Raw genomic sequence first — 15,745 nt, 5'->3', positions numbered from 1 at the left:
TTAAAGACCTCTTCCAGCCCCTTGAAAGAGTTGTAATCATTATCTCTTTTTAAAAGGTAGGAAGAGGTATTTGGGATGAATTCGTTTATTCTTAGTTATATCCTGGGTTCTGCTTGATACTTCCTCCAGAAAGGATTATCTCTGAGTTTGGAATAGGGAAGAGTTCATCGCGCCCCTCTGTGAAGGCAGAACCTTCGCTGCTTGACTCATTCTGATTACTCTTTTCGTATTGATCGGTGCTGGTTTTCGTGTTGTAGATAACCCATGATCCATTAGGTCCCATGACATTACAAATAGCAGCTTTACCATTATCATCCTTCCAACGACGCAGGTCGTAGAGTCGGTTGTTTTCGAAAGCTAATTCTAATCGGCGTTCTTTCCGAATAGCATCACGCAACTGTTTGCCTGTGGCAGTGACGTTGGCGAGGTTCACACGCTTGCGCACTTGGTTGAGTGCTTGTTGCGCTTCTGTGTCTTTGCCTAACTGATTCTCTACTTCTGCATACATCAACAGAATGTCGGCATAGCGTAATAGACGGTAGTTGAGGGCGACATGTGGTGCATCATAAGGTTTCACACGCTTTGCCATTGGAATGTAAAGCTTCATATTACAACGTGCACTCTTATGCTTTGAAGGTGTTATAATGTAGGGATTTGTAGCACTCCAAGTATTGTCATTGGGGACATAAGTCTGATTGTGATGCAGAATAGTCCACAGCAGACGGATGTCATCACCTTCATCTGTGAAAGCTTTTTCAAGATAACTTGAAGGCAATCCCCATGACCATCCTGAGTCATCACGTGAGCCTACAACAACTGAATAGCGTTGACCGAGATTATAAGATATTTCGCCAGAGGTCTGGATTTCAAACAAAGACTCCTCGCTGTTGTTATGATCCATGCTCCAAACATCACCGAAGTTAGGCAGCAACTTATATTCATTGCTGTTGATAACTGCCTGTAATTGGGTCTCAGCCTCCTTATACTTTTCCTGATAGAGATAGACTTTTGCTAATAAACCCTGGGCTGCTCCTTTGGTGGCACGCCCTATATCAGCACTGCTTTGAGCAGACCGTAGAGGTAGAACTGCTATGGCATCAAGCAGATCCTGCTCAATCATGGCATAGCTATCCGCTACAGATGCACGGGTAATTCCCTTGATTTCATTTGGCATCTTGAGTTCTTTTATCAATGGAACACCACCGAAATTGCGCACCAATTCAAAATATTGATAGGCACGGAGGAACTTGGCTTCGCCGAGGAGACGTTGTTTATAAGTCTCGTTGTTAAAGGTGAGTCCCGGTATCTTCTGAATGGCAATATTACATTGCAGGATGCCCTTATAACGGTATTGCCAGAAGTTTTGGCAGGCATTTCCTGCCTCAATGGTGTTGCCAGTGTACATGGTAAGGTGACGATAGTCACCTGCATCTTGAGTAGTATTGCCCATCCATGCATCATCAGTACACATTTCAGAAGCATTGTAGAACTTGTAGATTTGCCACCAGTCGTCACAAGCAATACCCTGATAGCAGCCAATAACCTGCTTGGCACATTCTTCTTCAGTAGTGAAGTAGTTGTCCATACCCTGCTGACCAAGGATCGGTTCTTCTAAAAAATCAGAGCAACTGGAAAGTGAAAAGGCACAGGCCGTTGCAAAAGTCAGCCCTAATATATATCTTTTCATATTGATTTCAATTTGTGTTAAAGGTTAGAAGTTCATGTTAATACCAATGAGGAAAGTACGCGGGTTGGGATAACCGGTCCAGTCTATACCTGCTTCGGTTACGCTACCCATAGAGGCTGTCTCTGGATCTGCACCTGTATACTTTGTCAATGTGAAGAAGTTCTGTGCACTTAATGTAACGCGCATCGTTACGTTCTTTATCATATTCTTGGGTAGTGTGTAGCCAATTTGCAGGAGTTTGCAGCGGAAATAAGAACCGTTTTCTACGAAGAAAGTGGATGGTTTGGTAAAGTTACCGTTGCTATCGTTGACACTTAGACGTGGAAACTCCGTGCTTGTGCCCTCACCATGCCATGCTTTGTCGAGTGTTCCGGCATAAACATTGGTGCCGTTTGTGCCGAAATAGCGCTCACGGTTGAGATTATAGATGTCGTTTCCTAAGGTTCCATAGAATTGAGCGAGGATGTCGAAGCCCTTATATGCAGCATTGAGATTAAGACCAATCATCAAATCAGGGAATGGATTACCGATATATTGCTTGTCTTTCTCATTAATCTTACCATCGTGGTTGATGTCTTTATAGCGAAAATCTCCAGGCTGTGCATTGGGCTGCATCGGTATTCCGTGCTCGTCAGTGTAGGAAGTTACCTCAGTTTTGTTTTGGAAAATGCCATCGACGACATAGCCATAGAACTGTGAAATCAATTTCCCCTCTTCATTACGAATAACGAAGTCTCCATTTCTTCCACCTGTATAGATGTAGTTCCCATTCAAGTTAATGGCCTTGTTGCGCGTAGAACTGAGGTTCAAACCGACACCATAGCTGAGATCAGCCACATGGTCTTGCCAGTTGATGCCAAGTTCCCAACCCGTTGCTTTCATTGAACCGATGTTCTCCCACATCTGCCCATTCCACATAGGATAGCCCAGAATGAGCAAGTTGTCTTTTTTCATGAGCATGTCATGACTCTTCTTGGTAAACCAGTCGGCTGTCACTTTAAGGCGGTTGTTGAGTAAAGACATGTCGAGACCGATGTTGTAATCTTCAACAGTTTCCCATTTCACATTGGCATTGCCGATAGAACCGATAGTAGAACCTATGGCGGTTGCTGCGTCACGTCCAAAGACATAGCGCGTAGTAGCAATGGAACTTGTATAGGCAGAATTGGATATATTCTGGTTTCCAACCTTACCCCAACCGAGGCGAAGCTTTAAGTCATCGAATATATGTTGTTGTTTCATGAACTCCTCACCTGTTATGCGCCATGCTACGCTGACAGCTGGGAAGGTGGCATATTTGTTGCCAGTGGGGAACTTAGATGAACCATCACGACGCAGGGAAGCTGTCAGATAGTAGCGCTCATCGTAGTTATACATCACACGACCAAGATATGAAATGAGTGAGGAATAAGCGTTGTTACCACTTACTTGCATATTGCTTGTACCTGCACTGACATAGCGCATGGTGGCTGTATTGGATGGAATTTCATCACGACTACCATCAAGATAGTAGTCTTGGAAACGTTCCATCGTGTAGCCCACCATGACATTAAGGTTGTGAACCTTGTTGAATGTCTTCATGTAAGTGAGCGTGTTGGTCCAGTTCCAATCTACCCAATTTTCCATTTTACGGCTTGCTTTGCTCTTTTCGGCTTGCTCAAGGTTGTCTATGAAGAAGTTCGGGGTATAGCTGTCGCTAAGACGGAAACGTGCATTTACACCGAACTGTGTCCGATAAGTAAGCCCTTCAATAGGACAGATTTGAAGATATGGTGTTGCTAATAGACCGTATTCATCAGAGTGAGCATCGAGTCTGTTCATCGAAGCTACTGGGTTCCATTCTTGGTTGTTGTTCGAACGGGCATAGTTACTATAGGGATTTGAGGTCCATGTACTTTGTTCTCGCATGACAGGAGTAGTTGGATCCATGGCCATGATAGCTCCCATTAGATTTGGTGTGTCTATCCAATTCTCGTATTTTGGAGTGAAGTCTACACCTGCTCTTACAATGTTATTAAACTTGTATTCCATAGAGAAGCGGGCAGTAAGTTTCTGCCATTCACCCACTTTATACTGTGAGTTCTGACGGAAATAGCCGATACTTGCAGAATAAAGCAGTTTGTCATTACCACCTGTAAAGCCGACATTATAGTTCTGTTGAAGGGCTACATTGCGCAGAGTTTCGTTCCACCAATCAGTACCTTGAGCGTCGGTGATATTTTCAATGCCATGATAATTTGCTGTTTGACCATCGTTGGTATAGCGGGTTTTGAACACCTTTTCAAATTCTGAGGCTTTTGCAATATCAGGCTTACTCAGTGTCTGAAAACCTATTGTTGCAGATGCTGTGAACTTGGTTTCGCCCTTTGCTCCTTTCTTGGTGGTAATCAAAACGACACCGTTACTGGCACGTGTTCCATAGATAGCTGCCGCAGAAGCATCTTTCAATACCTGCATACTCTCAATGTCATTTTGGTTAAGAAAGTTGATATTCGTACCTACAGGCATGCCGTCAACTACGTAAAGAGGATCAGAACCATTAATCGTGCTGACACCACGAATAATGACACGAGGTGAAGCTCCAGGCGCTCCGGAGTTGCTAATCTGCACACCATTGACCTGACCTTGCAGGGCATTCATCACATTACCCGTGCTCAGCTTCTCTAATTTGTCACCTTTTATAGCAGAAATACTGCTGGTGAGGTCGCCTTTCTTCACTGCACCGTAACCGATAACAACCACTTCATTCAGGTCAGAGACAGCGTCTTTCAGCGTAATGTTCAGCGATGTGCGGCCGCCGAGAGCAATCTTTTGAGTGTTATACCCCACCATAGTAACTTCAATGGTGGCATTCTTATCGGCTGTTATAGCAAAGTTTCCGTCAATATCGGTAACTGCTCCGATAGATGTACCAGGTACTTTGACATAAGCACCAATCAGTGGTTCGTTGTCAGCAGAGGACATTACTTTGCCCGTAATCTTTACACTTTGAGCATGAAGGCTAAGTGCAAAGAGACTAACCAATAATATAAAGAAAGATCTTTTCATAAATTATAAACTGTGTTATTAGGTGTTTCGTTTTATTTCACGAGTGTGATACGGCTGCGCAGCAGGGCATAGTCGAACTCGAAGAGGTAGGTTCCATCTTGTTTTGCAATAACGGCTTTCATATTGTCACCGCCGTTCAGGACATTTTTCTCATTCATTCCAGAGTTGTCAAAACGCCAGTATGGTTCGGGCCACCAGCCCCACCAGTGTGTCTGGGTAATGGTGAAGGCTATCTTTGTGCCTTTCTTGAGCTTCATTTCTGCATAGAGACGATAAGGATTGCCCTTGTCCTGCTTCAGCAAGAAGACGCCTGTGTTAGGATTAGTCACCCAATTTCCTACACCTGGAAGCCCTTCTCCGGCTAAACAAATCTGTGCCGGTTGTTCACCGGAACCGTCACCAAAGTCAACTTTCTTGCTGCCATCAAGCACCATGCTCGCTGTTGTTGGTGTCCAAGAATGGATGTCATAGTCTCCCGTAACGGTGTTGAAAGTAATCTCAATATAGCCCGTCTTGTCGAGAATGATAGGTTTTGCTACTGAAGGATTACTGGTCAGCAGTCCTGTTGCCGGGTCTTCACCGAAGCAGATAGGTTGGAAATCAGTCTTTTGTGGAATGAAACGGATAGGTGTTCCGACCTTACTATTATAATAATGTGCTTTATACTGATACTTTCCTGTGTGCTCGATGAGCATGGGAACACCATAGAGTGCAGTGCTGAGGTCGGCTGCATCATTCACATCGGCAAGGTAGAGTTTCTCGAAATCGGGTAGGTCACTCACCTTGATTTTGCTTGTTGTCGTAGTGGTATTACCCTCAGCATCTCCCACGGTAAGCGTCATGTCATAGCTTGCTTCATTTGCAGGAATATTGTATTCCTTCTGCAACTGATAGCTTTTTCCACTTATAGGAATGCTGTCATGAATGCTGAGTCCGGGAATAGAAACAAGGATGTAGCCCAAGTTCTTGTTGTCACTGACAGTGGTGTTTAACGACAACTTAGGATTTTGCAGCAGTACGGTCAGTTCTGAAGAAGGTACCGAAGTGAAGACCGGATTACTGAAGTCGCCGTTTGTGGTGACGGTCACGGTCTGCGTGGTAGTTCTTCCTCCCACGTCTTCTACGGTGATTTCAATGGGGAACGTGTTGTTTTCGCTCCATGCTTCATTGCCTGGATAGGCATAGCTGAGCTGATATTCATGGAGCAAGGTGTCGGGATAGTAGGTCAGAAAGTCAATCGTCTTGTCGAGATAAAGGCTTTTGTTGACCAATCTGATAGATTTCAATCCGTCGGCATCATTAGCCACTCCCTTGATTGTGAAGCTGCGTCCGGGTTCGGTTTTAATACTTGTGGGATTTAATGTTAATGTTGGTGCTTTGCCGTCAACAGTAGGATAGTCGTCATCACTGCTGCAAGAGGTGAGACAAAGGCCGGCAAATACCGTCAACATCGTCAGCAAAAGCCAACGTACACGAAATTTTGTTGTCATAGATAATAGGTTTGTTTTGATGGTTTATGTTATTATCTGCAAATTTAATCTTTTGTAACATATTTGCTATTCTCTAATCGTTCAAAATGATGTTCAAATCGTTCAATGATGTATTTGGGTATCTTTTTGAATGTTTTCTTCTGTTTTCAATGTGAAAGAAGCTGTTTTGAGATGTAGAGTTGAATACGAGAAAGAGACATAGATCTTATACTCTATTTCTTTATGTTTATTGAGAAATCTTCTTTATATCTTGCATGTTTGAGAAACATCGGGTTATTCTTGAATAGTCATTACTTTTTTGTAACTTTGCAAACACATCAAAAGGAAACCATAAGTAATGAAAGAATCACTAAACCTAAATAATCAAATTGTTATCTATCAGAGTAAGGATGGAAAAATACAACTTGATGTTAAGCTGGAGAATGAAACTGTATGGCTGAACCGACAGCAGCTCTCTGAATTATTCGGCAGAGATATAAAGACTATTGGTAAGCATATAAATAATGCCTTGAAAGAGGAGCTGGACGATACAATATCAACTGTCGCAAAATTTACGACAGTTCAAACGGAAGGTAATCGAGAGGTTACACGCAGCATAGAATATTACAATCTTGACATGATAATCTCTGTTGGCTATCGTGTAAAGAGCAAGCGTGGTGTTGAGTTTCGCCGTTGGGCAAATAGGGTTTTGAAGCAGTATCTGATTAAAGGATATGCTGTGAACGATCGAATTCGTAAGCAACAGATAGCTGAATTGCGGCAACTTGTGCAGGTAGTCAGCAGAACTATCGTGCAACAGCCTGTTCCTGCAAGCAACGAGAGTCATCAATTGTTTGATGTGGTTGTAGATTATACCTATGCTCTTGATACTCTTGACAACTATGATTATCAGCGGCTGAATATCAATAAGACTACAAAGGAAGAATATTTCCATGCCACTTACGAGAAAGCCATATATGAGATAGAGCAACTTCGAAATAAGTTTGGAAGCTCAGAACTTTTTGGTAACGAGAAAGATGACTCTTTTAAGAGCAGTATAGGACAAATCTATCAGACCTTTGATGGGGTGGAACTCTATCCAAGTGTAGAGGAAAAGAGGGAGGGGAAGGCAATATGCTCAACGGTGCGGAGGTGGAACTCTATCCAAGTGTAGAGGAAAAGGCTGCCATGCTCCTTTATCTTGTCACGAAGAACCATTCATTCAGTGATGGCAACAAGCGCATTGCAGCCACACTTTTCCTTTGGTTTATGAATAATAATGGTATCCTTTATCGTGAAGATGGTTCTAAACGTATTGCAGACAACACGCTTGTAGCCCTTACACTGATGATTGCTGAAAGTAGGACTGAAGAGAAAGATGTGATGGTGAAAGTAGTAGTGAACTTGATTAATAAGCGTAATTAACTAAGGTTTCTAAACTTGTTGAAAGCTTATTCGAATGATCTATGGTTCTGGATATCCGTTAGATAGAGATTCAGACATGTTATAAGGTTACTCTTGTTATTTGGAAAACCATTTCCTCCTCTATGAGAAGCCTTTGTAACTTGATGCAGATTACCTCGTAACTTGACGCAGATTACTTCGTAACTTGACGCAGATTACGTTGTAACTTGACGCAGATTGCGTTGTAACTTGACTCAGATTACAGCGTGATATGACGCAAATGAGAAACAAGAGTGAATGCCGTGGTGTTTCACTCTTTCTTTAGAGCAGGATTGGGGACAGGCTTTTTGCATGTATATCTGTTTTATTCTATGCTTGTTTTCATAAAAAAGTCATACCTTTGTTGCGCAATCCAATCTTCTATGATGAAAAGAACAATCTTATTAACCCTGTTGATTTCATACTTTTGGGCTCACGCTTTGGTCCAGCGTTTCATGGTGAAATCACTTGATGTGACCAACGGACTCTCAAGCGACTACGTGATGCAGATGGCCATGGACAAGTATGGTTTCATCTGGGTTGCCACAGAAGAGGGGTTGAATCGCTTTGACGGATCGCGCTTTTTCAGTTATTATCATGTGAAAGACCGCAACAGCATCACAGCAAACGAGTTGAACTGTCTGCTTGATGACCCACAGGAAAACAAGATGTGGATAGGGACTCAGCGCGAAGGACTTAATGTCTTCGACTATGACCGCGATGAGTTTTCATGCTATCAGCATCGTGCCGATGATCCTCATAGCCTTATCACAAACGATATTACTTCGCTATCGTTGGCCAAAGATAAGAACCTTTGGCTCACAACTTATTGGGCAGGACTCGAATATTTCGACCGAAAAAGAGAGCGTTTCCACCATTTCAATCAGAAAACCGTACGCGGACTGGTTTCCAATCAGATGTGGACCGCTTTCGATGCAGGTAACGGAATGGTTTATGTGGGGCATGTGTATGATGGCCTTTCTGTCATTGATGTGAAGAGCCGTGCAGCCTATAATTATCGGCATGATGACCGAAATCCGCAGAGCATATCGGGCAATGAGGTGCATTGTGTCTTTCGGAGTGCAAACGGATTGATATGGGTTGGCACCAATAAGGGACTCGATCTTTTCGATCCGCTGCAGGGAAAATTCCATCATGTTGCCGATCCTCGTGGCACCACACGTCCCGTTTTCCAGATAAAGCAGATGTCGGACGGGCGACTTTGGTTGGCTACCGAGTTGGGTGGTGTGGTCATTGTAGACATTCGTCAGTCGCTCGGTCAGTCGTTTGGAAACTTCAAGTTTGACTATATTTCAGAAGGAGAGGGCAACGGACATCTTGGTGGAAGCAGTGTGCGCTGCATGCTTGAAGACCGTTATCACAATGTGTGGTTAGGTCTTTATGGGGCCGGTATCGACTTCGTCAGCCGAGAACAGCCTCTGTTCAAATTGGTTACTTACGGGCAGGTAGACCCTGTTTATCATCTTTCTACAAAGTCGGTGATGGGTCTGGCGGTTGATCATCACGGCTTGTTATGGGCAGGAACGGATGGTGACGGACTGAACTTGTTTGATAAAGACATGGCGCGTGTGGCTGCTCCGATAGAACTTCCCGGTCGTTCGATACAGACAATCCATTGCGACAGCAGAGGAAATATATGGATAGGAGCCTTTTCTGACAATGCCTATGTCAAGAGTTCAGGTGGCAGTATGCGGAAAGTCTTTGATGAAATGCAGGATGTCCGCTGTTTCTTTGAAGACGGAATGCATATGTGGATAGGCACAAGCAAGGGACTTTATGTTGTTGATATCAACACGCAGAAAGTGATAAAGCATTATAATCTGAAGAATAATTTAGTTCGTTCTGTAGTCAAGGATCGTCAGGGGCGTATGTGGATAGGTACTTTTGGCAGTGGATTGTTGATTTATGATAGCCAGATGAAGTTCATCAAACAATTGACAAAACTTAAGGGTTTCCCATCAAACACGGTGAATGCCGTTATTGCTGACCGATGCGGATGCATCTGGTGTGCTACGGGCGAGGGGCTTGTTTCCTTTCCTAAAGGTGATGTTCGTGTTTTCACTACCTATGCTGCGGCAAGCCGTTTGAACAATCTTCATATTCGGGCTGTTGCAGAAGATGAGCAGGGAAACCTTTGGGTGAGCACGAATAAGGGTATCAGTTGCATGAAACGGGGCAAGGATTATTTCGTCAACTATGACTACCGCGACAATGTAGCCATGGGAAACTACAATCCGGGGAGCGTGGCTGTCAGTGCTTCGGGCATGCTCTATTTCGGCAGTACGAAGGGACTCACCTGTTTTAATCCGCGGAATGTACTGGTCAGGCGGCAGGCCCCGGAGGTGTTTGTGACTGCTGTGGATATCCCGCATGACGCAACTTTCATGAAAGACAGTACGCTGAACCTCATTGGAAAGCAGGAGGTAAGTCTGCAAAGTGACGAAAACACATTTACCGTACATTTCAATGTGCGCAACTATGCCTTGCTCGGGCGCATTGAATATGGCTATCGGCTCGTAGGATTGCAGAGCGAATGGCAGATTACGGAAGATAATAATATCACATTCAGCGACCTTCCATATGGCAGCTATCGCCTTGAGGTGAAATGCCGATTGCACAATCAGGAGTGGGGACAGCAGTTGACTTCGTTAGAATTGACCGTCAATCCACCGCTTTGGCTCACGTGGTGGGCAAAGCTCGTTTATGCGATGTTGGCGCTTATTCTTCTGTTCTTGGGCTTTCGTTTCTATATGCGGAAAATGCGACTCGAATATCTGCTTGCAGCCGAAAAGAAGAAACATGAGCATGAACAGGAACTCAATGATGAGCGTCTGCGCTTCTTTACGAACATCACACATGAACTCCGAACGCCGCTGACTCTGATTATCGGCCCTCTCGAAGACTTTGCCCGAAACAGCGAACTTAGCGATGGAATGCGGCATAAACTGCAAGTGATTGGCAACAGTGCACATCGATTACAGAAACTCATTGGTCAGATCCTGGAATTCAGGAAAACAGAGACTGACAACCGAAGGCTCTGTGTTGTCAGAGATGATATCGTCAGAACGGTGCATGAAGTGGAACTGAAATACGAGGAGTTGAATAGAAAGAATGCTGTGAAAATCCGTTTTGAAGCTCATGATAATTCCATTCTTATTTATCATGATAAGGAGGTTGTAAACATCATTGTAGACAACTTGGTGTCGAATGCCATAAAATATACCGATCAAGGACGTATCACTGTGTCAGTAGGTCGCGTGGAAACAGAGGGGAAGAAATATGTAGAAATTGGGGTTCATGATACTGGACACGGTATTTCGAAAGCTGCCTTGCCCCGTATCTTTGACCGTTTCTATCAGGAGAACGGTGCTCATCAAGCTTCAGGAACGGGCATAGGATTGGCCTTGGTGAAGAACCTTGTGGCCTTGCATGAAGCAGAGATCCTTGTGGATAGTGAAGTTGAGAAAGGTTCTTCGTTTATTGTGCGTCTTCAGGAAGATGAAGTTTATCCGAATGCTTTGCATGGTGAAGTGCAGAAAGCGCCTCTTTCGGATGTTGAACCGAAAGAGGTTGCACAGCATGACGGGCGCGAAATCCTGCTTGTCGTTGAGGATAATCCTGACATCAGAACTTATATTGCCGATGTATTTGCCAATGATTTCGATGTAAGGCAAGCTGCTGATGGGCAAGAAGGATTGCAGATGGCGTTGGAGATTATCCCTGATATGATTATTTCTGACGTCATGATGCCGAATATGGATGGTAACGAACTCTGTCGAAAAGTAAAGGAAAACGTGCGTACAAGTCATGTGCCAATCATCCTACTTACGGCAAAAGACGGCAATGAGGCAAAGGAAGAAGGTTATGAGTCGGGGGCCGATTCTTACTTGACGAAGCCTTTCAGCAGTTCTTTATTAAGGACTCGTGTGCACAATTTGGTGGAACAACGGCAACGGCTGTTGGCTGTTTTCCATGCTAAACCTATTGCCGGGACTGACAGCCTGCAACAGAAACATGAACTTCTGATGCAGGCGATGGGAGAGAAAGACCGCGCTTTCCTTGACCGACTGAACCGACTGCTCGATGAGCACATCGGCGATGACCTTGATATCAGTCTTCTGACAGATGCTCTTAACATGAGTACTTCAACGCTTTATCGCAAGATGAAAGGTCTCACGGGAATTGGTACAAACGAGTATATCCGTCATTACCGAATGGAATATGCCGAACGTTTACTGCTCAATGAGAATTGTTCGGTAAGCGATGCAGCTTTCCGCGTTGGCATGAACAGTGTGAGTTATTTTCGAAAAAGTTTCAAGGAAGTGTTTGGAGACTATCCGACAGCGTATCTGAAGAAAATAAAAAAAGCCCCTCCGTTGAGTTGAAAACAAAAAGGAGAGACTGGAGTAAAGGGGTGTTTAGTCCTTCAGCGAATAGGTCACAGTGGTCACCACTCTCACTTTCTTGATATAAGGAGTGTTTGAATCTCGGTCTTCAATACTGAATTGGCCTTGGTCTGCACTCACGATTTTATCGAGTTTTGAATGGCTGTTCTTGGCAAATTGCTGCGCTGTAGTCTCTGCATTGGCGATAGCTTCCTGCATCATGCCGGATTTCATGGCCTTGAACGAAACGTATTCGTAGCTGATGTTGGTGTCGTAGTCGCCTGCAACAATGGCGATGCCCTGCTTCAACAGTTCGCCTTGACGCGCAATAATACCTCTCACGAGGTTCACATTGCGCGATGTAACCGTGATGACCAATGTTACATTATAGCGGTAGGGACGGTCGTTACTCGAATACTGTTCGGCGCTGAGGTCTATTACTTTTGGGGCATTGACCGTGATTTCTTCAGTCCGTATGCCATGACCGATGAGGAATTTCTTGATTTTCTGCTGTTTCATGGCTATGCGGTTATACAGTTCCGGCAGATCATCGCCAAGTTCTTTCGACACGATAGGCCATGTCACTTTATCTGCTGCAACTTCGCGTTCGGCCAATCCTTTCACACTCACCTTACGGTCTTTGTTGGCATAGTTGTCGATACCGCCTTTGATGAAAAGCCCCAATGCCATGATGCCCAAGGCAAGAATGGCTGCTGAAATAATTCTTGTTTTCATGTGATTGTAATCTTTAAAGATTGAGTTCTGAACTTTAATGTCTATGGTTAGTATGCTATTAAAACGTTGAGGAAGGAGCTTTTAGTATTTGAAGATTGAGATTTGAATATTGATTTTTATAATATGTGCTATTGTAATGGAAGGCAGGTAATCACCAAACTTCAATGTTCAAACCTCAAAGTTCAAAGGAAAACATCAGATGCCTTTTGCTTGGTTGGACACATATACGCCCACAAGAATGAGCGCACTGCCCAAGTAGGCCATGATTGTCATTGGCTCATCGAGGAATATTGCACTGGCAATGACTGTCGTTATTGGGTTGAGATAGATGTAGTTGGAGGCTTTCATGGCTCCGATTTTGCGGATAACCCAGCTCCAAAGTGCAAAGCAGACGAATGATGCCACAAACCCCAAGAAAAGCAGATTGAGCCAGATGGTGGGCTTGAGGAAGTTGTCAAGTGGGAATGTCCATGGCTCTATGGCAAACATGGGAAGTATTGTTATGAGTCCATAGAAGAAAACTTTCCGCGTGATGAATACCGCACCATAGCGTGAGGAAGCCCGCTTCATCAGCAGGCTATAGACCGCCCAGGCCATAGCAGACAACAAGGCAAGCAGGTCGCCAAGTGGATTGAGGTGGAGAACAAACTGGCCATTGAAGATAACTATGCCCACTCCGGCAAGTGCAATCAATGAACCCAGAACAAGCCGAGTGTCAGCTTTGACGCTTTTTACCATTGCGATAGCCATGCAGGTGGTGATAAGTGGTGCCGTGCAGCCAATGAATGACACGTTCGTTGTATAGCTCAGGGCCACACCCATGTTCTCTGCCTGGAAGAAAAGTGAGCCTCCTGTGATGCCGATAAGCACCATGAGGGCCTCGTCTTTCCAATGATTGCAGAACAAACGGCGAGGAGAAATAAACCAAATACAGATGTAGGCAATAAGGAAACGCAGAAAGAATATCTCATGAGGTTTCAGACCTCCCATGATAAGATATTTCGTATTGATGAATGTGCCGCCCCAGCATAGTACGGTGATGATGCCGACAATATGTCCCCAAATCATTTTCTTGTCATTCATTTCTTTGTTGTTTAGATGATAGGTTTATTCTTTACGTTTCCAGATTTTCACAATTTTGTTGCGTATGACCACGAGGTTGCACAGACTTACAAGAACAAGAAGTGCAACGCCCAAAGTTAGGGCAGGGAGCATAGAGCCGTCTTCCATGTCGGGGAAGAGGTTTTCGATGATATCCATATAATAGTTGCGGACAAAGAAAAGCACGTGAAGCGCAATGAGCAGCACGGCAATGTTCAGGCTGATAGTCAGCAGCTGGTAGGGGCGGGCCACCTGCGTGGGCTTATATCCAATGAGCAAGAGATTTTCAAGTTTGCTCGAGTTCTTCTGCACAAGCAGATAGATGCTAAGCATGAGGATATAGAAACTCAAGACAGAGATAATCAGTCCGACAATCATCACCATGGTTACCATCATACGAAGAAAGTAGGTTGTCTTCTCGGTATTCAGCTTGTCGTTCTCGATTTCATATCCTTTGCGGTCGAGATATTTCATAAACTGCCGGTCACCGGGATTGCTCATGTCTATGATCAGGCGTGTGGGGGCATGGACATCTCCAGGTGCATAGACCTCATTACTCCAGTCCATGAACGCTTGGGGGACAAGAATTGAACTCAATCGGTTGGAAAAACCGATGACTTTTCCTTTGAACTGCCCTTCCTTGTTGTGCCCATGAATGAATATTTGGAAGTCAATCATGCCCACAAGTCCCTCGCTGATTTTGGGTAATGAATGGCTCTGGGCGAACCCAAAGTTATACATGGTCAAGTAAATGCGCGGCAGAATAATCGGCACAGTCCTGTCACCGGGGTTGTATTGCCAGTTGCTCAGTTTTGTGTCTACAAAAGCATTGGGAATACTTTCAAAGCTGATTTCGCCGTTGTTGAGCACCGAAGTGCCGTTCACACTCATGTTAGCATCAACTTTGTAGGCTGTTCCCGTGAACTTTCCCACACTGCTGACAAACGGTTGTTGGCTCAAATCGTCAATCTCTTCATCCGTGAATGTGTTGCTGCGACCGCTGATAGTACTCGCTGTGCCTATCTTCTTGTTGACAATCAGAAAGTCGCTCTTCATGAAACTGTCTTCAGCGGTGAACACAGGAGCCACATCATTGTAGAACTGATAGCCCAACAGAACAATCAACATGCCGAAAAGATTGGCAAAGAAGAAGCCTGCAAACTGTGGAATGCTGATATGCTGACGTAGTAATTTCCAAACTAAAATCATAGCTTAAACGTCTTTTCGTATTCAAGGTTCATGTGTTTGCCGATGCTGGTCACAATCACTCCGGCCCCTTGCGCCTTGGCTTCGCGCATCATGATGTCGGCCATGATGCCGGCATTGGTGTCGTCAAGGTGACTGATAGGCTCGTCGGCAAGAATGAAGTCAAAGGGTTGCACGAGTGCGCGAAGCATGGCCACACGTTGCTGTTGACCAAACGACATATGGCCGATCTTTGCATTCAGTTTGTCGCCAAGGCCCAACATGTCGAACCATTCCACAATCTGTTCGCGACTCTTGAAGCCTGTTATCTTGTTCTTGATCTCCACATTCTCCAATGCTGTGAGTTCAGGGAAGAGGCGAAGTTCCTGAAAGAGATGGCTGATGTGGCGCTGGCGCAGCTCTACCCAGTCTCTCACTTTGAAGTTCATCGTGTCGTTTTCATCAAACATCACACGTCCGCTGTAGTCACGGCGATAGCCAATAACATAGCTGCAAAAGGTGCTTTTGCCTTTTCCGGAGTCTGCTTCAACGAGGTAAAGATGTCCTTTTTTGAAGATAGCTTCCGTGTTCCAGATCTCTGAATTCAGTTGATTGGCAAGCGAAGCAAAGACCTTTGGAACAACAGAATTAAATCTTATGGTTTCCAATTT

At 44.5% G+C, this 15,745-nt stretch carries 8 protein-coding genes and 1 pseudogene; 2 read left to right on the top strand and 7 right to left on the bottom strand.

The window, feature by feature from the left end:
* Positions 1–91 precede the first annotated feature (91 nt).
* The 3 genes from HMPREF2983_RS01970 to HMPREF2983_RS01960 are packed head-to-tail and all read right to left on the bottom strand — an operon-like array spanning position 92 to position 6,225.
* Positions 92–1,687 (bottom strand): RagB/SusD family nutrient uptake outer membrane protein, encoded by a 1,596-nt coding sequence (locus HMPREF2983_RS01970; protein WP_070666184.1) that lies wholly within the window; start codon positions 1,685–1,687, stop codon positions 92–94.
* A gap of 24 nt (positions 1,688–1,711) precedes the next feature.
* On the bottom strand, positions 1,712–4,735 hold the full coding sequence (locus HMPREF2983_RS01965) for a SusC/RagA family TonB-linked outer membrane protein (RefSeq protein ID WP_070666181.1): 3,024 nt from the start codon (positions 4,733–4,735) through the stop codon (positions 1,712–1,714).
* 32 nt (positions 4,736–4,767) lie between these two features.
* The gene (locus HMPREF2983_RS01960; RefSeq protein WP_246829316.1) at positions 4,768–6,225 is read right to left on the bottom strand and encodes a hypothetical protein; all 1,458 of its coding nucleotides are present in this window, start codon (positions 6,223–6,225) and stop codon (positions 4,768–4,770) included.
* A gap of 337 nt (positions 6,226–6,562) precedes the next feature.
* Here HMPREF2983_RS01960 and rhuM point away from each other — a divergent pair.
* Together rhuM and HMPREF2983_RS01950 are read left to right on the top strand one after the other, a co-directional pair.
* Positions 6,563–7,629: pseudogene (gene rhuM / locus HMPREF2983_RS01955) on the top strand (RhuM family protein).
* Positions 7,630–8,030: 401 nt separating this feature from the next.
* Positions 8,031–12,053 (top strand): hybrid sensor histidine kinase/response regulator transcription factor, encoded by a 4,023-nt coding sequence (locus HMPREF2983_RS01950; RefSeq protein WP_070666175.1) that lies wholly within the window; start codon positions 8,031–8,033, stop codon positions 12,051–12,053.
* A 33-nt stretch (positions 12,054–12,086) separates the two neighbouring features.
* Here the strand turns inward: HMPREF2983_RS01950 and HMPREF2983_RS01945 are convergent, their stop codons facing one another.
* From HMPREF2983_RS01945 to HMPREF2983_RS01930, 4 genes are all read right to left on the bottom strand, one after another.
* Positions 12,087–12,788 carry an SIMPL domain-containing protein gene (locus HMPREF2983_RS01945; protein WP_070666172.1) on the bottom strand — a complete coding sequence of 234 codons (702 nt, stop codon included), beginning with the start codon at positions 12,786–12,788 and terminating at the stop codon, positions 12,087–12,089.
* A 195-nt stretch (positions 12,789–12,983) separates the two neighbouring features.
* Positions 12,984–13,871, bottom strand: coding sequence for a DMT family transporter (locus tag HMPREF2983_RS01940; RefSeq protein ID WP_070666170.1), 888 nt, complete (start codon positions 13,869–13,871; stop codon positions 12,984–12,986).
* Between the two features lie 24 nt (positions 13,872–13,895).
* Positions 13,896–15,098 (bottom strand): hypothetical protein, encoded by a 1,203-nt coding sequence (locus HMPREF2983_RS01935; RefSeq protein WP_070666167.1) that lies wholly within the window; start codon positions 15,096–15,098, stop codon positions 13,896–13,898.
* Entirely contained in the window at positions 15,095–15,742 is a 648-nt protein-coding gene (locus tag HMPREF2983_RS01930; protein ID WP_004378465.1) for an ATP-binding cassette domain-containing protein, read from the bottom strand. The genes HMPREF2983_RS01935 and HMPREF2983_RS01930 overlap by 4 nt, the downstream gene beginning before the upstream one ends.
* Between the last annotated feature and the right edge of the window lie 3 nt (positions 15,743–15,745).

Source organism: Prevotella sp. HMSC077E09, assembly GCF_001814685.1.
GTDB lineage: Bacteria > Bacteroidota > Bacteroidia > Bacteroidales > Bacteroidaceae > Prevotella > Prevotella oris.
This window is presented reverse-complemented; position numbering and strand designations above follow the sequence as displayed.